The sequence below is a fragment of the Lacibacter luteus genome, from assembly GCF_004118265.1.
GTDB classification, from domain to species: domain Bacteria; phylum Bacteroidota; class Bacteroidia; order Chitinophagales; family Chitinophagaceae; genus Lacibacter; species Lacibacter luteus.
Genome location: NZ_SDHW01000008.1, coordinates 49,684 through 73,092, shown reverse-complemented (window position 1 = coordinate 73,092; position 23,409 = coordinate 49,684). Strand labels below are relative to the sequence as shown.

Below are 23,409 nucleotides of genomic sequence, written 5' to 3'. Positions count from 1 at the left end.
GCCCGGATGACCCAGGTCGGACGGGCAAAAATTGAACGAGGGTAAAGTTATTGCTCTTCGGCTTACAAAGTCCACTATTTAACTATTGTATTGCTGATATGCATCATTGTTTGATGGCGGGCACTGTTTTAGGAAATGCGGATGTGCCGCTGAAGCCAAAATTTTTCAACGAACCGACATTCATACTACGGATGGCATTTGAAAAATAATTCACTTTCTGATCACCCCATTCTACCGAACAATTCCTCATTACAATTTTCTTCACCATATCAAAATAAAAACCGGCAGTTGTTCCTTTTACAAAGCCTTCCACATTGGTTGGACGACGATCATAAATACCACCTTGTATGCTGGTTGTTTTATTGATGAACACATCCACATTGTCAAATACCACATTCTGAATTTTATCCTGCGATTCGGCGCTTACATACACACCGTTTTCGCTGGTACATTTAATGTTGCTGAAATAAATATTCTTCACCACACCCACTTTTCCTTCGGTTGCTCCTTTGGGAAAACGCCAGTTGGCATCTTTGTGATTGATCTTTGCACGGCGGTATGCTGTAATGTAAATCGGTTCAGCTTTACCCCACCACACATCGCTGAACAAATGTCCTTCAATAATCATGTTACTAAAGATCACATCCATCACCACACCCTCATCTCTATGCTGAATACCTACACCACGGTTGCTTTTTTTAATGATACAATTATCAATGAGTACCTGGCGGATGGTATCCATATTCTCCGAACCGATCTTGATGGCACAGCTTCTCGATGTCATGGTGCAGTTGGTAACGGTAATGTTTTCGCACACACCAAACTCTTCATATTCTCTTCTGTTCTTTAAACAAATACAATCATCACCGCTTTCAATATAACAATCACTGATGCGTACATTCTTACTGTGATCAAGATCAATACCATCGCTGTTACGCACTTTTAAACTGTTGATTAATGTAATACCGCTGATCACCACATCATCGCAACCGATCAGATGCACTGTCCAGTAAGCCGAGTTGCCGATCTTCACATCACGGATGCGGATATTCTTTCCGCCAACAATGGTCAACACATGCGGACGGGGATCAAGTACATTGAATGGTTTCAACTCATACGAATCTTCCAGCTCTGCACCCATGAATGAAATACCGTTGCCATCAATTTCACCGTTGCCACTGATGGTAAAATTTTCTACGTTCTCACCACCGATCCAGATCGTTCCTTCACCAGGATTACTGCGGAATGCACTCTTCGTATACACTTTCTCATCAGGATTGGCCAGCAACTTAGCACCTCCCTGAAAATGCATTTCAATATTCGACTTTACAGTAATCGGGCTTGCCATGTACACAAACGGAGCAGTGAACAACACCGTACCACCGCCAGCCGCATGCGCTGCATCAATTGCTTTTTGAATGGCAACAGCATCATCTGTTTTACCATCGCCGACAGCACCAAAATCTTTTACCACAAATACTTTCTGACGATTGCCTTGTTGTGCTGCTGCAGAAAAACAAATGAACGAAAGCACAACAATGAAATATGTTTTGAATGTAGACATGACTATTCTTTTATTGAGTTAAACCTGTTGGTCTGTTTGCAGGCAATGCACCCCATTGTGTTGGCTTATCAGTCAACCACAATTCCAGCATACCGCCCTGCATGATCATTTGATAAGTGATATAGTTTTTGTTGTAGGGCACTCCGTTCCATTTTACTTTATCAATGTAAAGCGATTGCGGATTTGCTTTATGCGTTTGCAATGTGAATGTTTTGTTTCCTTTTAACTTCATCGTTACCTTATCAAACAAAGGAGAATTCAGCTGATAATTATTTGAAACAGGATCGACAGGATAAAAACCCATTGCAGCAAACACATACCATGCACTCATTTGTCCTGCATCATCATTGCCACTTAATCCACCGGGGCCATCACTGTATTCTTCTGCCAATATTCTGCGTACTTCGCTTTGTGTTTTGCAAGGCGATGAAGTGTAGTTATACAAAAACGGTATCTGGTGACCGGGTTCATTGCCATGCCAGTATTCATTTTTGCTGAACAAACTATCCAATGCATTTTCAAATGCTGTTGTTCCACCCATCAGCTTTGCCAAACCGGGAATATCCTGTGGTACGTAAAACGTATACTGCCGTGGTGTTCCTTCGGTGATATAAGGTTCACGCAGATCGGGACGGAATGGTTCGTGCCATTTTCCTGTTGATGACCGGCCACGCATCATACCAACAGAAGAATCAAACACATTTTTATAATTGAGCGAACGTTTTGCAAGCAGTCTATGATCTTCTGTTTTATTCAATCCCTTTGCCACAACACTTAATGCATAATCATCAAACGCATATTCCAATGTTCGGCTCACCTGTTCTTTTTTATGAAAGGCTTCCTGTACACTGTCTTCCATTGGCACAAAACCATATTGCAGGTACGAGGTTAATGCTCTTCGTCCCATACCATTTTTATACTCAGCAAAACTGGCCGGTGTTTCAAATGCATTCTTCCGCATCAATGCATAAGCAGCATGTACATCATAATTACGAATGCCTTTGTTATACGCCGAAGCAATGAATGCAGTTACATGATCGCCGATCATGGCAGCAGTGTAACTGTTCCAGCAGGGAAAGATGGGTAACCAACCACCCTGCTCACTTTTCAAGATCAACGAACGCACAAAATCATTCGTCATCGTTGGATTCAAAATTTCCAGCAAAGGCAATTGTGCACGGTAAATATCCCACATCGAAAAATCATCGTAATAATTACCATTCATTTTTTTCAGCTTTGCATGACCTGCAAACAAAGGATACGTTCCATCCACATCGCTGAACAAACGTGGATGTTGCATGGAATGATACATCGCTGTATAAAACACACGCTTATCTTTTTCATTGTTTGTTTGCACCTGCACCTGTGACAATGCTTTTTCCCATTGCTGTGTGGAAGCTGCACGTATGGCATCAAAACCTTTTGCACCAACTTCTGTTGCTAAATTTTTCCTTGCTGCTGCCAAACTGCTGAACGATGTGCCGATACGCAACAGCAACTGCTCACCTTTCTTCAACTTGAATCCGGCAAATGCACCTCCTTCTTTCTTCTGCAACACACTATCATTGGCAAAAACAGTTGCACCAGCAAATGTGCCACGCTTTGTAAAACGCTTTTCGATCTTTATATAAAACCAACCGCTGAAACCTGTTGGTTCGCCCCAACCCTGGTAAATACGATGCGCCGGATTGTAACCCCATATCTCTCCTTTTGCTGCATCCACTTTTACAAAGCCTTTTGCATAATCGCTGTTAGGTGTCACCAACACATACAAACTATCATCCTGCTGCATGGTAAACTTCAACAAGCCACAACGAAGTGTGGAAGTGATCTCTGTTATCACTGCACCGGCTTTCACTTTGTAATAAGCTGGCGAAGTGATTTCATCTTTATGCGAAAAGCGAACGGCATAATCTTTCGCTGTTGTTTTTAATGTGCCGGCAATCGGCATCACCGTAAAGCTTCCGTAATCCTGCGTGCAGGAACCACTCAACCAATGCGACCCACGAAAACCCGTGAGTAACGAATCTTTATAGAAGTAAGGCGGCACACATTTATTCTCTGTTTGTTTTGTTTGAGCTGTCCATTGGATCATTGCAAACGGAAGTGTGACTGCCGGAATGGTGTTGGCGTTTGTTTCTGTTCCGCCTGCTTCGCTGTGTTTAATAGCTGCGGTGGTTGTAGATGATGCCGTGCCCGATAATGGCTGCACATACTGCATTAAATTTTGTGCAGTTGCAAATTCCATCGAGGCCATTGCTAACAGTAAGCTGAATATTTTTTTTATGTAGTCGCCTGCATTGCTACTATTTATCTTCTGTTGTGTCACTCTCTTCATAACCTGTAATTCTATTGAACAATAATTGCTTCGCTTTCCGGCTTGGGTAAACGAAGTTCCTTGAAACTGTAACCCTTTACATTGTTTAACAGCAACACCGGCATTTCTTTGCTTTGCGGAATTGTGAGTTGCTGTATCTGCAATTCTTTTACATCATCAAAAATACAAGGCACACGAAAATCTTCTTCTTTATAACGCAGTGTTACATTTTTCAGTTGAATGTTTTTTGCATGTCGCACATACAAACCCCACGCAGGTAATTCACCAAACATCGAAAACTCGGGATAAGCCGTTTCTGCTTCGGTGATCTTTGTTAACGATTGCCAGGGAAAATAAGCCCGTTGTTTATCCGCACCACCTTCGTACACAATTTCAATATTCTCCAATGTGACCGATTCCACATCATGACCGGGTAATCCTGAAATAGAAGAAGGAAATACATTGTGTTTGTAAATGATTGCAGTGCTATCATTCAATGTATGATTCCATGGAGAAACACTTTGCGCTTCGCCTGGCTTTGCGGGAAAAACGCCCGGAGGATAACGCAGCAATGGTCCTTCCATGTTATACCCTTTGTCGGGTTTTGTTGCAGGCACTTCTACATACATGTCTTTAATGTGAATGTTGCGCACCACACTGTAACGTGCATCTTTATTCCGGTGACCAAGTTTGATGAAAATAGCATTACCTGTATTGATTGCTTTTATATGCTGTACTTCTACATTCTCCAGAAAGCCACCATCCACTGCTTCCAGTGCAATCGCTGAACGATAGGTATCCGACACTTCAATATTTTTTACCACAATATTTCTGAAACCGCCTTTTGATGAAGTACCAAACTTTACGGCATTGGCGCTGCTGCGGAGTTTGCAATTAGCAATGTAAACATTAACGCAACTGTCCGGTTCTTTTCCATCCGATTTTAAACATACGGCATCATCTGCTGCATTTACATAACAGTTGGTGATGGTAACATTTTTTGAATTGCTGATATCAATACCATCGTTGTTCCAGTAACTGACGCTGTTAACAGTAATACTATCAATGATAAGATTATTGCAACGGATATAATCCTGCACCCAGCCCGAACCATTCTTGATTGTTACACCTGTAACACGAATATTATTACACAATTCAAACAACAAAAGTTTAGGACGATTATGTTCTGTTGGCCGTTTTGTTTTCCATTCTGCATCAGTGATCTTTCCTGCTTTCAATAAACGATATACATCTTCCACCAGTTCAGCACCTCGTCCATCAATTTCACCTTTGCCTGTTATTGCAATGTTGTTTTGATTCACTGCACTAATGAGCGCCTGTGCTGCTTCTTTTCCGTAATCCATTCTGCTGGTGCTGCCCAGTAATACAGCTCCCTGCTGCAAATGAAGTTCCACTCCACTCTTTAACACAAGTGGACCGGTTACAAATTTCCCTCTCGATACAATTACTTTGCCGCCACCAGCTGCTGCAGCTTTATCAATTGCTGCCTGAATAAATTTTGCATTATTGGTTCTGCCATCTGCCTTTGCAGCAAAAGCAGTAATTAAAAATTCTTTCTGCTGACAAAAAACAAATTCAACAACCAATAACATCGCTGTTATAAAAACGATCTTCTTCATTTCTCTTATTAAATAATCTCAGCGATCAGCTGAATGTCAATTTGTGTTTGAAAGGCGTTGTACCTGTAATGTACACATGCTCTCCTTTGGTACGTAATGTTCCGAAATGGGTGCTGTAACGTTCGCCTTCGAGATTCAACACCTGTTTATGTGTATTTGCACCGGGGCCAAAATTGATCACATCATTACCCGAACGATATTCACCTGTGCCCTGTTCAAGAAAACTATTGCCGTTTGCATCCGCAGCCGCAACACCAGTTAATTGTCCGCCTTCTTTAAAACACAATTCAATCGTAACCGGCACCCCTTTCATTCCTTTCAGTTCAAATTCCAGTTCCACTGTTCCTCTTATTTCTGTTAAGCGAATGATTGTTTCCAATGTTTTTACATTACTCACAGGGCGATTGCTGAAATCCATTTTATTCCAGAAACGATCATCAACACTTGGCGACAATTTATAATCACCATTTGCTTTTCGTTTCTCTTTGGGGAGTGGTTGGTAGTAAGGTATCTCCAGTTTTTTCCGCAGCACATAACTGTTTCCTTCTTTCTTTAATCCATCACTGTAGAAATAACCCATGCTGAAAAAGCTGGAAGACAAACGCATGTACTTCAGTACTGCATCACCTCTTCTGTACGAAAAGAAATCAGGCGAGTTGGAACGACCCGATGCAATCAACAAAGGCTGATCGGTGCCGCCAAACAACGTCATTGTTGTATTCTTCTCTTTTATTCGTAACAAATGCGATGTCGGAAATAGTTTTTCGTAACGATCGGATACTGTTTCTGCTGTTGGTAGTTGTTGCTGCAATATTTCATCTTCTAAAAAATAAAACAACGAACGGGTAAGCACATCTTTTTCAAAATCCTTTGTCGCTTCGATCTGTTTGCAGATAGCAGCAAAGAGTTTGTTCTTTTCATGAACTGCCATAAAACGGTATTGCAGATAAAACAGCGTACTCGTTTTTGCAGCATACTCGTACTGATCCTGCCGTCTTGAATCATTGCGGACCAGTTCACCATTCGGTTCGATATAATAATAATACATCGAAAGATTTTTTCGAACAGGTGCATATAGCGATGGCTTGTTCGCCAATCTTGCCACTGTAATAAATGCCGTATTCTCTACACCGGAATAAATACCGCTGCGTTCGGGGTAATGACCATCAGCATCAATATAAACTCCTTCACCTAACCAATCGTTGATGCGGTTGATGTATTTCTGATGCGGATACAAATGATTGATCTGCGCCAATGCCGCACAAATAACCCAGCGATGATTGGGCGTATGAATACCTCCAGTGACAAGTCCTTCACCAGCTTTCAATAAAATTTCTTTTAACTGTTGCTGCACATCTTTTAAATCGTTGCTGTTGTCTTTCCGCATGATGGATGCAGCCGGACCAAGTATCTCGATCAGAAATGCTGTATCAGGTGGCGATTCAAGATTACCCACATTCACAGTACCATCTGCCGATTGTGCACTTGCCAAAAACTTCACAAGCAGATCGATCTTGCTCACCACTTCAGCATTATGATAATAAGTCGATCCTTTTGCACAATAAGCAGCTGTAAGCACCGCAATATCATAAGCGATCATGCGACTGAAACGCAGGTTGCCTTCTTTCACAGAAGTCATCAGCAACGATGCCTGTTGATTATTTGCTGTAAGCAAACGATTCATCAACTCAGTATCAACTGGTGCTGAAAAATCTGCAGCAGTTGCTTTTACAAACAACGGACTCAATGCCGCCATTGTTCCTAATTTCAAAAAATCATTTCTGTTCATCTTCATTTCATTTAATGCATGCATAACATTACCAGAACACCGTGTACAATGCTACAAGCACACCACAAATAATTACAGAGCCAATGATAAACTCTGTTGATACTTTGAACCAGCTCTTATCCACTTCAATTGAATGTGTATCGCCGGGTTTGTTTGGTTTCAATAAACTCATCATGATCATAATGATGGCAATTACAAAGAAGGTGATGGTCATACGATCGAGGAATGGATAATCAGGGAATGCACCGTTTGTCCATGTTGGTAAAAATTTCAACACCGTTGAAATTGGAATGGTTAACACTGCGCCTGCCAATGCAGCTGCTGCTGTTGTGCGTTTCCAGAACATACCCAATAAAAAGATGGCCAATACGCCGGGCGAAAAGAAACCAACATACTCCTGTATGAATTGATAAGCCTGGTCGAGTGATTTTAATGCAGGCGTTACAATGGCTGCGATCAACATCGAAATGATCACGGCCCAACGACCCACACGCACCACTTTCTTATCGGATGCGTCTTTATCAAAATACTTTTTATAAATATCGAGTGAAAAAATAGTAGAGATGCTGTTGGCCTTACCTGCAAGCGATGCAACAATAGCAGCCGTTAATGCAGCAAAGGCCACACCTTTTAAACCAGCCGGCAATAAATTCATTAAGGTTGGATAAGCATGATCGGGTTTGATGGTGCCTGTTGCTGCATCCATCATCTCCTGTTGAAACATTCCGTTCTGATGCATTACATACATGGTAATACCGGGCAGCACTGCAATAACAGGAATCAACAATTTTAAAAAGGCCGCAAATAAAATTCCATTGCGTGCAGTTTTCAGATCAGCACCCAATGCACGCTGCACAATGTATTGATTGCATCCCCAATACGCCAGGTTGTTGATCAACATACCGCCAATCAATACCGACAAGCCAGGCAACTCTTTGTAATGCGGACTTGATTTATCAAAGATCATATGAAAATGATCGGGTGCTTCTTTGCGTAATACACCTAATGCTTCCAGGATATTTCCATCAAAGCCAAACTTATCTGCCAGCAATGAAAGTGCCAAGTAAGTTGTCACCAATCCACCGATGAGCAACACCAACACCTGTATCACATCGGTATAACCAATTACTTTCATACCACCGAGTGTTACAATAATGGAGAACACACTCAAGCCAACAATGCTCCATTCAAAACTGATGGGTGAAATAGAAGAAATGGCTAATGCACCGAGATAAATAATGGAAGTGAGATTTACAAACACATACACCAGTAACCAGAACACGGCCATGATAGTGCTTACACTATCGTTATACCGCTTTGCCAAAAACTGCGGCATAGTGTAGATCTTATTCTTGAGATACAACGGAATGATGAACACCGCAACAATGATGAGCGTTGCTGCCGATGCCCACTCGTAGGTTGAAATGGCAAGCCCCAATGCAAAGCCCGAACCACTCATGCCAATAAAATGTTCGGCAGAAATATTCGATGCAATGAGTGAGGCACCAATGGCCCACCAGGTGAGCGAACCTTCAGCAAGAAAAAAATCATTGGAGTTCATCGTTGCCGATTTCTTCTTATGGTAGATATAATATCCATAAGCAGACACAGCAATGAAGTAGATAAAAAAGACAATGTAATCGGCTGGTAATAGTTTGTGCATTTGGCAAGTACGTTAATCGTTTTACAATTTTAGAAACAGCTTTCGTTTATAAAGAAAATACAAAGCAGCAAATTGAATGAGTGCAACACCTGTCCATAATAACGCTTCGCTCCATTGCGGAGAAAATTGTTTGATGATGCCTCCGAATACAAATTCAGAGGTTGACAGGAAGTCCACCACTCCATGTGCCGCCATATAAATTAAGATAGAATTGCAACCCATCCAAACAAAAGGCAAGCTCCATGTCTTATACCCCAGTACATCGATCACAAAATAAAAGAGCGCAAGTAATAATAAACTCCAACCACCGGTGTAAAGTACAAAAGAACCGGTCCACATATTTTTATTGATGGGCAACGCTAAACCCCAAAGCCAGCCAACAAGCAATAACAGCACTCCTGCTATCGTCAAATACAACGCTTTTGTTTTTGCTGAATACTTTTGCAAACGCAAAAACTCTCCGGTGAAAATGCCCAGCAGTGCTGTTGCAATGGCAGGAATAGTTGAGAGTAGTCCTTCAGGATCGTACACGCTGCGGTGCAGTTTACCCGGCAAGAATAACCGATCGATATATGCTGCAAAATTTCCTTCTGCTGCTAAATTACCTGCACCAAAACCGGGAACAGGAATCAACGTTAAGAGCAACCAATAACCAACAAGTAACACGACTATCCACACAATGCGCCAACGGAAAGAAGCATTGAGATAAATGATGGCTGCAAAAAAACAACTCAAGGCAATGCGACCCAGTACACTTGCAAAACGTGTTTCATCATAAGGTTTAAATTGCAGCAAACCATTTACGATCATACCTAACAACAATAAAAGAATGGTTCGCTTAATGAGTGAACGATAGATCTTCTTTTTTGCATCGGGCAATCCGTTCAATTGTTTGCTGTAAGAAAAAGGCATGCTTACACCGGCAATAAAAATGAACAGTGGAAAAATGAGATCGTAAAATGTAAAACCATTCCAGACTGTGTGATGCAATTGATTACTGATGCCAACAAGCAGGCGTTCAAAAAAACTCAACTGATCGGTTACAGCAATCTGCCAGCTTGTTTTATCCTGTACAAGTCCATATTTGTTTTTGATGGCAGCAGCCAGTCCATGAAAAATTCCTTCGCCGCTTACGATCCAGAACATATCAAAACCACGCAATGCATCAAGCGATAAAAGCCTGTTGTTTGCAGTTGTTGGTGGTTGGTGATATGTTGTGGCTTGATTCAAACAGAAATTATTTTTTGATCGTGTACGTGTAAATAATTTTCCCGGTATCGTTCACAGCCTGCAATAACAATTCATTGCCGGTAACTGAAAAAACAAAGAACCCATATTCTGATGCTGACAATAAACTGTTTTCAATTAAACGTGCAGGTGTTTTTTCTGATGCTGCACCGGAAATAATGTGGTGCATGTTACCGGCACTTTGCATGTGTTGCAAACTATGCTCATGACCTGCCAGGTACACATCCACTTTATATTTATCGAACATCGGTTTCAATGTATTGCGGATGGCTTTTGTATCATAGCCTTCAGTTCGGCTGCCACCGGTGTACATGGGATGATGTCCTACAACTATTTTCCATTTAATGTTGGGTGATGTTGTGCTGAGAAGTTTTTCCATCCAGCGTTTTTGGTTTGTTGTATCCTGTCCTTTTACATTCGGACCATACTCGGCATTTTTATAAAACTCCGGTATGAACGGATTGGTATCAATGAACAGAAGCAATACCTGATTTGTAGTATCACCATTGATCGCAAATGTTTTGCTGTAATAACGTGCAGTCATTTTCCATCGCCTGCTGATGCCCGAATATCTTACCTGTGCATCCGGACTACTGATATAATCATGATTGCCGAGTACCGGGTACCAATCCCATTGTAAACGGAAATCGGTATAAATATCTTCGAAAGAATATTTCCATAACGGATCAAACTCGCTGATGACACCTTTTGGATAAAAATTATCACCTGTGGCAATCGTAAACTGCGACATTATTTCATTGGCAGTAATGCTCATTTGCTTTGCTACCTGCAATTGATGATCGGCGCCATTACGCCCCCAATCGCCCATGGCAATAAAGTGCAAAGCCTTTTCTTTTTTGATAAGTTTTGCATCTGCTGCGGGCAAGGCAGCTGAATCTTTTACCAATACCTGTGCTTTGAGCAAATGATGGCATAAAACAAAAGAAACAAACAGAATTGATTTTTGGAGTAGTGATTGCATCTATAAATATAAGTGATAGAAAAATCCCGGGGCTTGACAACCCCGGGGTGATTAACTATTGATTATAACTGCTGAGAAAATATTAATAACCTGGGTTTTGAACCAGTTTTGGATTAGTGTTCATTGCCGCTGTTGGAATCGGGAAAATTCGACGATACGTATCCGCATTTGTTTTGAAACCATACGAATTTTCATACTGACCAAAACGGATCATATCGTTTCTGCGCCAGCACTCCCATGTAAACTCACGTGCACGTTCTGCATATAGATCATTCAAGGTAACAGCTGTCCATGCTGCAGATGTAGTACGGTTGCTACGAACCATATTTACAAGTGAAAGAGCAGTATGACCACTTGTTGCTGTACCACCTCTCAAAATTGCTTCTGCTTTCATTAACAGAATGTCTGAATAACGGAAGATCGGTGCATCGTTACTTTGGTTACGGCTTGATGAATTTGCGTCGGGAGAAAACTTGATATTACGGATACCCATGTTCCATGCAACTTCATCATTCCCTAAATCAATAACAGCAGGATCTAACCTTGCAGAAATCACCGAATCGATATAGAGTTGATAAGTAATAGCAGTGGCACCATCTGAACCGGTATAAAACTGGTTATAGCCTTTCTTGGTTGTACTTACCATGATAGGGCTGCCATCAGACCAGAATTGATTACCTACCAACCACTGATTATTTCTGATATCATTGGCATCGGCTGCAAAATAACTGTTGTAAAAACTGGATAATGTAGCACGGGGCCCACTTGGTCTTGCATTGATCAAACCATTGCCAGTTGTTTGATTCATTACTATTTGACTAAATGTATAAGTGCCCGGTGTACTTCCGGAGTAACGGTATTTAATACCAAGATTACGGTTGAGATCGTAACGGCCATGGAATAAATAACCATTACTTGTTGAAGGATCGTAAGGGATTGCGAAAATCAATTCTTTAAATGAAGGTCCATTTGTTGGCGAAAACTGATTGAGATAAGTACCTCTTGCTTCTACAGCAAAATTTCCGGAGGCGATAACTGCATCACAAGCAGCAATTGCTTCATTGTACTTGGGTGTACCTGCATACACTTCTGCATTCAAATAAAGTTTCGCCAGCAGAGCATTCGCCATCCACTTTGTTACTTTACCATAAGTGCTGCTGCCGGTTGCTGTTTTTAAATATGGAATTGCCGCTTTTAATTCAGATTCAACAAAAGCAAATACCTGTGCACGTGTAGCTTTTGCCTGTACACCGGGGCTTGGATAAATGGTATCCAACGGAACGTTACCAAACATATCAAGCAGCTCCCAATAAGCAAAGGCACGTAATGTTTTCAACTCTGCAAGGGCTGTATTTTTTGTATCGCCTTCCGGTGCATTTTTGAAAATATACATGGTTTGATTACTAAGGCCTACAATTGAATTTGCATCATTCCATACGGTTGTTATCCAGCCATGATCTTTGTTCCAGTTATGACGATGCAGCTGAATATAGCCTTGACCATCCAACCAGTTATTACCATATACAGGCAAAATTGATTCGTCGGAGCTGAGTTCCTGTGCAAACCAGTAACCAAGTGAATAATGCCCACGCAAACTTGTATAAATGGTACCCATTACCGACTGAAATTCAGCATCTGTTTTTGGAAACACTGCTTCTGTATAAAGCGAATTGGGTTTCACTTCAATTTTGTGGCAGGAGCTCATTGCTAAGCCGGCTGCTACCACTATAAAAAATTGTTTCAAATTCTTCTTCATAAAATGTTTTTTAAATCATTAAAAACCTACTGATACACCTAAAAGAATAGTGCGTGTTTTCGGATAAAAACTGTTGTAGTCTACACCTAATGATGCACCGCCTTGGTTGATCTCAGGGTCAATGCCTTTGTATTTTGTAATTACAAACAGGTTATTTACAGTACCATAAACTCTTAACATGCTGATGTATTGGTTTTTGATATTGAAACGATAACCTAAGGTAGCATTGTCGAAACGCAGGTAAGAACCATCTTCTACGTAACGTGATGAGAAATGATTATTTCTTGCATCAGTTCTTGCATCATCAACAGCATATGCACTAATGTTGTTTTGACCTGCCGTTGCCACATAAGAAAGTTCGGCACGTGTGGCATTGAAAATTTTATTGCCCAATACACCTCTTACAAAGAAATTAAAATCGAAATTTTTGTATTTGAAATTATTGTTCCACCCAAACATCAGCTTAGCATGCGGACTACCAAGAGGATGATAATCTGTAATTGAAGTTGGGTTTGTTGTATCTGTTTTAGACCTTGTTAAAAACAGGGATTTACCTGCTGCATTCTTTCCTGTATATTGATATGAATAGAACTGACCTAAAGGTCCACCCACTGCCATTATCTGAAGACTGCTACCGGTTGTACCAGTTCCATCTATACGAGTATAGTAGGTAGAATCGGCATTTATACCAAACTGTTCAGGGCCTTTTAAATCAAGGATAACGTTCTGATTGGTTGCAAAGTTTAAACCTGTATTCCAGCTGAAATTCTTTTGATTTACTGCATTGATGTTTACACTAAATTCAATACCACGGTTCCTGATCTTACCCACATTCAAATACATAAATCCGCTTGGGTCTATTGATTGCGCAACATTGTAACCAAAAATCATGTCGGTTGTAATCTTTTCATACAGATCAATTGAACCGCTGATCTTTCCTTTGAGGAAGCCATAATCCACACCAATGTTTTTAGTGGCTGTAACTTCCCATTGCAGATCGGGGTTTGCACCTTGTGTTGATCTGAAAGCCGATTCAAATGTTCCACCGCTGTAATAGGTACCGGATTTGTTATATAAACGTTGAGCAGTGTATGCACCTAAACCAAACGCATTACCTGTTTCACCATAGCTCACCCTTAATTTTAAATCATTAATGAAAGCAATGTTTTTGATGAACTCTTCTTCGGAAAGACGCCATGCCACGCTTGCTGCAGGGAAATAACCCCACTCTTTGTTTTTACCAAATACGGAGCTGCCATCTCTTCTAACAGAAGCCTGGAACAGGATCTTTTCTTTGAAATCGTAGTTTACACGCAAGAAGTCGGAAATAAAATTGGTTTCCTCGTAAGCCGAACCACCAAAGTCTACAGCAAACCCAGCTATTGTTTGGTAGTTACCTAAACCAAAATTGTTATACCCTGTGTAATCGTTTACAAAGTTGGTTTGACTTGCCTGTAATCCTTCGTTGCTGGTATTCTTTTGCCAGCTGTAACCTAAAACTGCTTTGAGGTTATGATCACCAAATCGTTTAGCCCAGGTTAAATAAGATTCTAATGTTTTTGAACTGTTTTGGTAATAACCCCTGTAGGCAAGACCATTGGAGTAAAACGTACGTAGTCCACGGCCACCACCAGGATCGCCATTAACATAAAAACTTCCTGTGCTGTAGTTCTGCGAGTAATAACGATTGTAATATTCGCCATGCAGCCAGGTACCACGCTGGTAAGCAAGGTTGGCATTGTATGTTAAGTTAAACGGAAGTTTTGCTTCTACTGTAAAGCTTCCCTGCAAAGAACCGTACTTGGTATCGTCCTGTGCATTTTTGATAATTGAAACAGGATTGAAATACTGAGTGTTGTTGGGATTTTCAAAGAATGTACCATCGGCATTGTACACCGGCGACATTGGGTTGTACTTTACAGCTTGTATAAATACCATGTTTTGCAACGGAGTGTTGGATGACTTACTGCTGCTGCTCATAATATTGAGGCCAAACGTTAAATGATCGTTTAATGCATGTTGTTCGGCACTTATTCTTCCGATAACTCTCTCCAAACTACTCTGTAACATAATACCATCCTTTTTCAGATAGTTAAGGCTGGCACTGTAATTACTTTTATCTGTACCTCCGCTGAAAGAAAGATTATGGTTATGTGACAAAGCTGATTCTTTTTGTACAGCCTTCATCCAATTGGTATTTGCACCTTTGTCATCGTTAGTGCTTGGTGTAAAGTTATTTTTTTGTGCATAGGCTCTTAACTGAGCAGCATCCATCAGCTTTATACTGCTGCTTACACTTTCAAAACCTACGTAACCGTTATAGGTAGTTTGCAGTCTTCCTTTTTTACCTTTCTTGGTTGTTACCATAATAACACCATTTGAAGCTCTGTTACCGTAGATGGCTGTGGCAGAGGCATCTTTTAAAATGTCCATTGAAGCAATATCATCCGGCGCAACTGCATTAATATCTGCACCGGGAATTCCATCAATAACATAAAATGGACCTTGAGGACTGTTTACCGTTGAAGCACCACGAAGAATAACAGCAGCAGAGCGGTTAGGATCGCCGCTTGCTGTAATATTCAAACCAGGTACTTTACCTTGTAACAACTGGCCTACATCGCCAATAGCGCCACGGTTCAGATCTTCCGGCTTAACAGAAGTGATGGCGCTTGTTAATGTACGTTTGGAGTTACGGCCGTAACCAACTACAACCACATCCGTTAATGCAACAGAAGAAGTTGCAAGCACAATGTTGTAAGATGCAGAAGATGTAACCTTTACTTCCTGTGTGGTAAATGAAACCGCACTGATCTCCAGTACATCATTTGCTTTTGCAGCAATGGTAAATGTTCCGTTTGCTGCAGTTGTAGTTGAAACATTTTTTCCTTTAACAGTTACAGTAGCAGCGGCAACAGGTTCACCTTTTTCATCTTTTACTGTACCGCTTACCTGCGATTGTTGCCCGCTTACACTGGTGGTAATACATACAAGGAAGAGCATCATCATGGCAGGCAATGCATAATGACTGAACAAGCCTCGTTTAAGAATTCGCATCATAGCAATTTGTTTTTGAGTTATAATAAGAACAAGGATGGTGAATACCGGATTTTAAACAGATATATGAGAACTACTTATCAGAACTTAATTGTTGAAGGCAGGTATTTTTTAACCAGCTCTTCGTAATACGGTCTTAATTTTTTCCAATCCGGTGGCTCCGGACTTTTCGAATACAGATCGTACGGGTTAAACAGCATTACCCATTTCAGCATATTACGATCATGCTCATCGAGTAAATGATCGTATGCACCTTCTCTGTGCCAGGAGTAAAAAGAATGGTAACGGAGCATGTATAATCCCTCTTCGGGCAAATAATCTTTCATCATCTGGTACACATATTCATCATGGCCCCAACTCATGTTTACATTACGCAAACCACAGTTTGGTTCGTACACACCGTATTTTGTTTGGTATACGGGATCGTTAAAATCTGGGTTTGCAGAAAAATATTCAGGAAACACAATCTTATCGGAATATGCACAACCAACCGGGAAGGTATCGCCTACTACAGCCCACTGCGGTTCACCAAACAGGCAAAGCACCTTACCCATATCGTGCATTAAACCAACCAATACCATCCAATCAGGATGACCATCACGACGGATTGCTTCTGACGTTTGTAACAAGTGCTGCAGCTGATCGAGATCGGTATCCGGATCAGAATCATCCACCAGTTGATTCAGGAAATCGAATGCATCCCAAATCGTCATTTCCTTTTTGTTGAATTGCAGAAACTCGTTCCGTTTTTCCTGTACAAATGCATACGTTTGATATGTATGGTTAAGGCGGTAAAATTCTTTTACAGTGTCTCTTGCAGGCTCTTCGTAATTACGGTACTCTTCCGTTGCTTTTGCAGTTGCAATAGCTTCCGGATCGGGATAACGTCTGAGTAAATCATCTTCCCACTCATCGAGATTATTCAAAGGCACAGCCTCAAAGTTGTTTTTACTCATAAAGCTTAAATTTTATTGATTGATTGTGTATGTAAAGAATAAAAATTGAAAGAAGTAAGCTGCGAAGAACTGCAGCGAACACAGCAAAAGCCAAAGCATGGAATGGACTGCCATTTCATATGAAGCAAATCGTTGGTGATAAATAATGTGTTAAAATGACACTTTTTTGTTGGATAATGCTGTTAGTTTGATACACTTTATTTACGAAACCGTTTTCGATATTCAACCTATCTTTATCTTGCAACAGGAGTAAATCCCAACCACAAGATCTGTTTAGCGTGTATGAGTAAGCTTACAATTAAAACCCTGGCGAAAGAACTTGGACTATCCATTGCAACTGTTTCAAAGGCGTTAAAAGACAGCCATGAAATAAGCAGCGAAACCAAGAAGAAAGTATTGGCAATGGCCGAGCAACTGAATTATGTACCTAACCCCTATGCCAGCAGTTTACGTAAACAAAAGAGTAAAACCATTGCTGTTATTTTACCCGAAGTAGCCGATAACTTTTTTTCGTTAGCGATTAATGGCATTCAGTCTGTTGCCGAAACAAAAAATTATCATGTGCTGATTTATCTTTCACATGAAAGTTTTGAAATTGAAAAAAATACGGTTAATCATTGCCTTAGCGGAAGAGTGGATGGAGTGCTCCTTTCTGTATCGAGCGAAACTTCTGATGCAGCACATTTTGAAAAGCTGAAGAATGAAAATATTCCGTTTGTATTCTTTGACAGGGAATTTGAAAACTTTGCAGCTCCCAAGATCATTACCAACGATTACGAATGCGGATTTCTTGCAGCAAAACTTTTGCTTAGCAAAGGCTGTAAACATCCTGCCTTTCTTTCTACTTCTGAAAACTTATCAATCTGCAGCAAACGGTCTGCAGGTTTTACTGCTGCCCTTACAGAAGAAGGTTTTATAAAAGATAAACATGAATTTGTGATTGATTGTACGGGCACTCCGGACACAATCTTCGACCAGGTGCAGGAGTTATTAAAAAACAATCCGCAAATCGATGGCATTGTAGCTTCGGTTGAACGTTTGGCCATGCAGATCTATATGGTAAGTGTTGCAAACAGCATTACGATTCCAAAAGAGCTGAAGGTAGTTGCTTTTTCTACACTTGAAACTGCGCCGATTTTAAATCCATCACTCACCACAATTACACAGCCCGCATTTGAAATTGGTAAAACAGCAGCTGAAGTTTTGTTTACTATGATTGAAAAGAAAAAACACAACATTACTGCCGACAGTGTTATGATACTTCCTTCAACACTTATTGAACGCAATTCAACATTGGCCTGATGCAGCTTTCCTGAATTAATATAACATCCGTTTTATACCCGAAGTATCTGTCAAGGTTTTCATAAATGAAATAATAGCTGCTATTTCCTGCCTGGAGAGTTGCAATTTATCCGCAGGTAATGTTTGATTGGCGGGTGCAATATGCAGCCCGTTTCCTCCACCCCTGTTATAAAATTCCATTACTTCCTCCAATGTTGCAAACACACCGTTGTGCATATAAGGTGCAGTCAAATCAATGTTGCGAAGTGTGGGTGTTTTAAATGCATGCTTATGCACAACCGATCTTGTAAAGTTGAATTTCCCTAAATCAGGATCAAGTACCGGATGAACTGTGTCGTTGGTTTGGGGCACACCCAACACTTCCGATTCTGCTTCGGTAAACTCAGGTGGAACCATGCCATTGAACAAAGGCATAAAATGACAAGTACCACATTTTGCTTTTCCCATAAACAGGTTAAAGCCTTTTTTTTCAACTACACTCAATGCCGTTTTGTTTCCACGCATATATTGATCGAAACGGGAATTCATTGCGATCAATGAACGCACATAAGAAGAAATGGCATTGGCAATATTGTATTCGGAGATAAACTCTTTTTCATCGGGATAGGCTTTTTGAAAAAGTGTTGCGTATGAATTATTGTTTTGCAATGCAGGCATGCTTTCTTTTAAAGAACCTTTCATCTCTTCGGTATTGTGCACCACTTCACTCAACTGGTTTTCCAATACACTGGTACGACTATCGTAAAACTGTTTGGTTTGAAAAACAGCATTCCATAATGTGGGTGTGTTGCGTAGTAGCGCATGCTTTTCATCGAGCGACAATGCTTTCACTCTCCCGTCAGTAAATGCTTTTGCAGGTTGGTGGCAACTGGCACAACTTCTTTTCCCATTACCGGATAAAATGGAATCATAGAACAATTTCTTTCCAAGAGCTATCCGATCAGCTGTCATCCGATAACGGTCGGTTGGTGAAAAGAAATCAACATTAAACGCATTCGTTTCAAATATTGTATTTGTATTATTCAATGGCCGCAAGCCTGTTGACAGATTGTAACCAAGTTTGCTGCGGGTTTTATTTAATAAAGTAGAAAGTGGATTTGCAAACTGCGTAATAAATGTTAACCGATCAAACGCTTCAAAAGAAGATGCAGATAAAAATGATTCTGCTTTGTTTGTAGCTGCAACAAGCTGTTGATAAAGCAAAGGATCTTTTTTATCAATTGCCGGTTTGTACAACAACAGAATTGCTGCCACTCCTTCAAGAGTTGCTTTTGATTCAGGTAACGAATATTGGGCAACAGGAGAATCAAAACCACTGATGCCAAGTGTGATCATGCGAATAACAGATAACTGCAATGCTTCCCACACTTCTTCATCTTGGAATTTGTAAGAACGATCAGCTTCGGTTTCCAATTTCTCAACCGTATAGAGCAGTTCATCGGTTTCCGCTTTTGCTTGATCAAGTGATTTTTGTTCAGCAAAAAGATATTCTTCCAATACCTGGAAACCATGCGGCTCTATAATTACATCGGGATTATCATCTTCTGTTCGTTGCAGGTTAGGGCCATTCAGGTATTTTGTTTCGTATGAATTGAAGTGATCAATTAATACTGCTACTTTTTTATACGTTACTCTTGCCTGTTTAAATTGTTGCTGACAAGTTGCAATACTTTTTTGATAGCTCAACTGTTTCTGAAGAAGTTTTAACTCTGCTTTTAATTTCGAAAGCTGCTGCAGATACCAAGCATCTACTTTTTCATTGGGTTTGTTTGTTGCAGGTGTTATGAGGTAAGCAGAACAAAATACAATCAACACTAATACTGCAACCACAGTCAATAGTTGATAGCTTTTATTATAAATGGATGCTTGTAGTTTATTCAATCTGAAAATTGTTGTAACGAAGATAAAAACCGGGCCGCTTACCAAGCAGACCCGGTTGGATAAAATATTTGCAATAAAGGATTACTCTACCACAACAAATTTTTGAACAGTAGCTTTTTGCTTTGCATTTACTTTAATAAAATAACTCCCTGCCGCAAGCTGGCCTGTTTCAATAATACCAGTGCCTGCTATTTTTTTTGATTGCAGCGTTCTTCCATTCATATCAACAACCGTAATATCAACCGGATCATTTGTTCCCGTAGTGATGCGAACTGCTTGTCCTTTGTTCACTCTTGTTGGAATCACAGATAATTTCACTTCTGTTGCTTGCTGCTGCGGTGCCATTCTTGCGCCACCGCCATTAACAGTTACATTAAACACATCTGTTACACAGCTCACTCCATCAGTAACAGTATAGGTTGTGCTGCTTGTTGGGTTCACTGTGATGCTGCGTGTTGTAGCACCTGTGCTCCAGCTATAATTTCCAACCCATGAAGCAGTAAGCACAACATTCTCGCCGCTGTTAATGGTTGGATTATTTGTTTTGTTCACATCTTTCATGATGGTAAACTTATCGGCGATCACACCATCACGACGAATAAACTTCGCATCCAAACGATTGTCTTCAACTTCGATGTAAAACATACCGCCATCATCTACTGAATAAGGCATGGCATTATGCGGATAACCACTTTGCACACCTCCATCAGCACCTGCAGAACCTGCAACAACATAAACAGTTCCGTGATTTACCTGGCCACTTGCTGTTGTGTACACACATGAATTTGAAGTGCCGTCATATTTACCAGATGATGTTGTTACTGTATGTGCTGCTGAATTGAAGTTTGCTTCTGCACTAAAATAATCCTTCAGCAAATAAGAACGCTCATAGTCATGACTGTGACCGCATATAATGATATCAACACCATAACGTTCAAGAATGCGTACAAAGTTTTGACGGATATTGATCAACTCTGTTTCCGTATCGGAATTATGACTTCCTTTTGTATGTGGCGGATGATGCCAGTAAGCAATAGTGAACTTATTGTTGTTGGCTGCAATATCCTGTTTGATCCATGTAACCTGTGCACCCAATGTATCATACATACGTGTATTGCCCGATTCAATTCCGTAAGAATCCAATGAAAGAAAATGCACACCACCCCAATCATACGAATAGAATGCTTCTGTTCCCGATGCTACACCACCACACTCCGCTGCCGTTGGCATGGTGAAGTTTTGATAATAAGCTCCTGCACGTGATGTTTGTGAGCTTCCGTAGTAATCATGATTGCCCGGTGAAGGGAAGATGATGTGATTACGTAAAATCGTACTGCTGTACGGTGCAAAGAAATTGCTTGAATACTCAGCATCGGTACCATTTGTATAAGCATTATCGCCTAACAACAACATGATCTCCGCAGGATTGCTGCCCACATAATTACGATAAGCATTGAGTGTGTTTGTCTGGAAGCTGTTATCATTTCTGCCACAATCACCAAATGCTGCAATGCGGATCTTTCTTGTGGTGTTGGCAGGTGGTGCAGTTACAAAAAAGTTATCTGTTCCGTTTTGTAATATTTGTGATGAACTGCCAAAGCGATAAAAATATTTTGTATCGGCAGTTAAGCCTGTTATTCTTACTTCGTGTTCTGTAGATGATGCAGGATTAGTTGCAGAAACTGTGTAAGTTCCATGTACAGTTCCAACTTCAATCTTTGAATCGGTTGCCACATCTGTACGCCAGCGAAGTGTTACTGCTGACTGGTTGCCCATTTGCAGGTAAGGTCCACGAGTTAAAATGGCACCAGCACTTCCGCTGTTGCCGATGAGTTCAAGATCAAATGAAATATCACTGCTGTTTACAGCATTCTGATGTATTTCAACTGCAATTACATTATTGCCACTTACGAACACAGAAGGATTAAACGTAAATGTTTGAATCGTTGCACCATCATCACTTGCTAATGTAGCAAGGGTGTTATAAACAGCGCCTGCTGCCAGGTTATTTCGATACACTTCTGTACCATTTACATAAATGGCAACACCATCATCCCGTTTTATACTTCCTGAAACAGAAGAGAATAATGAAGGATCGCTCACATTGATCGTTTTACGGAAATAAGTAGTGATGTATTTATTGTTTGCATCAGTTCCGTAACTCACAACGGTTGCTTCATCACCATCGCCATAACCAAGTTGTGCATTACCACTTGCCCATGCTGCATCGCTGAAACCTGTACCATACCATGCAGTACCCTGGTTTGTTCCATTATCAAGATATTTCCAGGATGTTCCAAAGGCTAATAATGTTTGCGGACCTGATGGAGGAGCCTGTACGGTAAAGTTCCAGGTAGTTGCATTGGCAATGCCTGCATAATTATTATTGGCTGCATCTTTAAATGCGCCTGCAGCAATTTCAATATTCACTGCAGCACTATTGGTAAAGTTCGCCGGATCGATGGTTGCTGTATTACCTGAAACAGTAACAGCGGTTGATGTAACATCTATTGTTTGCGTTGTAACGCCTCCTTCTTTAATAACAATTGAACCGGTTCCTTTCTGAATAGTTTCACTAAAGGTCAAAACAAGATTGGCACTTGCAGAAACGCCGGTTGCATTATCAGCAGGTGAATAAGAAGATACTGTTGGTGGCGTTGTATCTCCACCTCCTGCAATACCTGTAAGTAAAAGATCAAATGAAAGATCGGTACTGTTTGCAGTCCGTTGATGCACTTCAACAGCAATTACGTTTGTGCCTGTAACCAATGCACCTGCGTTTAAAGTAATTGTTTGTGCTGTGTTACCATCATCAGCAGCATCGGTTGATGCCTTTGTGGTATAACTGATGGTACCTGTTGGCATATTTGTACGATATACTTCTACTCCATTGATATAAACCACAGCTCCATCGTCTCTTTTAATATTCAATGTATAACTGCTGAATACTGATGCATCAGCAACAGTTATTGTTTTACGAAAATAAGTTGTGATGTGTTTTTTGTTGGCGTTGCTACCATAGCTCACAACAGTTGCTTCGTCGCCATCGCCATAACCAAGTTGAGCATTACCGGTAGCCCATGCTGCATCGTTAAACGAAACAGTCCGCCAGGTTGTGCCCTGGTTGCTGCCGTTATCAAGATATTTCCACGATGATCCGTAAGAAATAATAGATGTCTGTGCAGTTGAAACGGTTGTGACAAGCAAGACCGTTAACAAAGAAAAGATCAGCTTCATAAACAGTGGTTGGTTTG

Annotated in this window: 13 protein-coding genes; 1 reads left to right on the top strand and 12 read right to left on the bottom strand. The window is 40.7% G+C overall.

Features of this window, described 5'->3' with window-relative positions:
• Positions 1–103: 103 nt before the first annotated feature.
• From ESA94_RS19690 to ESA94_RS19645, 10 genes are all read right to left on the bottom strand, one after another.
• Positions 104–1,564, bottom strand: a complete 1,461-nt coding sequence (locus ESA94_RS19690) for a glycoside hydrolase family 28 protein (RefSeq protein WP_129132667.1) — start codon at positions 1,562–1,564, stop codon at positions 104–106.
• A 10-nt stretch (positions 1,565–1,574) separates the two neighbouring features.
• The gene (locus ESA94_RS19685; protein ID WP_240671111.1) at positions 1,575–3,902 is read right to left on the bottom strand and encodes a GH92 family glycosyl hydrolase; all 2,328 of its coding nucleotides are present in this window, start codon (positions 3,900–3,902) and stop codon (positions 1,575–1,577) included.
• Between the two features lie 11 nt (positions 3,903–3,913).
• Positions 3,914–5,521 carry a glycoside hydrolase family 28 protein gene (locus tag ESA94_RS19680; protein ID WP_129132666.1) on the bottom strand — a complete coding sequence of 536 codons (1,608 nt, stop codon included), beginning with the start codon at positions 5,519–5,521 and terminating at the stop codon, positions 3,914–3,916.
• A gap of 25 nt (positions 5,522–5,546) precedes the next feature.
• The gene (locus tag ESA94_RS19675; protein WP_129132665.1) at positions 5,547–7,310 is read right to left on the bottom strand and encodes a hypothetical protein; all 1,764 of its coding nucleotides are present in this window, start codon (positions 7,308–7,310) and stop codon (positions 5,547–5,549) included.
• 28 nt (positions 7,311–7,338) lie between these two features.
• A complete protein-coding gene (locus tag ESA94_RS19670) occupies positions 7,339–8,973 on the bottom strand; it encodes a sodium/sugar symporter (protein ID WP_129132664.1) in 1,635 nt (544 codons plus the stop codon).
• 21 nt (positions 8,974–8,994) lie between these two features.
• Positions 8,995–10,203 (bottom strand): acyltransferase family protein, encoded by a 1,209-nt coding sequence (locus tag ESA94_RS19665; protein ID WP_205756023.1) that lies wholly within the window; start codon positions 10,201–10,203, stop codon positions 8,995–8,997.
• 7 nt (positions 10,204–10,210) lie between these two features.
• Complete coding sequence (locus ESA94_RS19660; protein WP_129132663.1) at positions 10,211–11,203, bottom strand: metallophosphoesterase; 993 nt, start codon at positions 11,201–11,203, stop codon at positions 10,211–10,213.
• Between the two features lie 82 nt (positions 11,204–11,285).
• Entirely contained in the window at positions 11,286–12,959 is a 1,674-nt protein-coding gene (locus ESA94_RS19655; protein WP_129132662.1) for a RagB/SusD family nutrient uptake outer membrane protein, read from the bottom strand.
• A gap of 18 nt (positions 12,960–12,977) precedes the next feature.
• Positions 12,978–16,019, bottom strand: a complete 3,042-nt coding sequence (locus ESA94_RS19650) for a SusC/RagA family TonB-linked outer membrane protein (RefSeq protein ID WP_240671110.1) — start codon at positions 16,017–16,019, stop codon at positions 12,978–12,980.
• A gap of 77 nt (positions 16,020–16,096) precedes the next feature.
• Positions 16,097–16,972: an inositol oxygenase family protein gene (locus ESA94_RS19645; RefSeq protein WP_129132661.1), complete on the bottom strand. Its 876-nt coding sequence runs from the start codon at positions 16,970–16,972 to the stop codon at positions 16,097–16,099.
• Between the two features lie 282 nt (positions 16,973–17,254).
• Between ESA94_RS19645 and ESA94_RS19640 the strand changes: the two genes are divergently transcribed.
• The gene (locus ESA94_RS19640; RefSeq protein ID WP_129132660.1) at positions 17,255–18,274 is read left to right on the top strand and encodes a LacI family DNA-binding transcriptional regulator; all 1,020 of its coding nucleotides are present in this window, start codon (positions 17,255–17,257) and stop codon (positions 18,272–18,274) included.
• Between the two features lie 15 nt (positions 18,275–18,289).
• On the opposite strand, the gene ESA94_RS19635 is transcribed toward ESA94_RS19640, so the two are convergent.
• Both ESA94_RS19635 and ESA94_RS19630 read right to left on the bottom strand, forming a co-directional pair.
• Positions 18,290–20,155: a cytochrome c peroxidase gene (locus tag ESA94_RS19635; protein ID WP_129132659.1), complete on the bottom strand. Its 1,866-nt coding sequence runs from the start codon at positions 20,153–20,155 to the stop codon at positions 18,290–18,292.
• A gap of 81 nt (positions 20,156–20,236) precedes the next feature.
• The gene (locus tag ESA94_RS19630) at positions 20,237–23,392 is read right to left on the bottom strand and encodes a metallophosphoesterase (protein ID WP_129132658.1); all 3,156 of its coding nucleotides are present in this window, start codon (positions 23,390–23,392) and stop codon (positions 20,237–20,239) included.
• Positions 23,393–23,409: the final 17 nt, after the last annotated feature.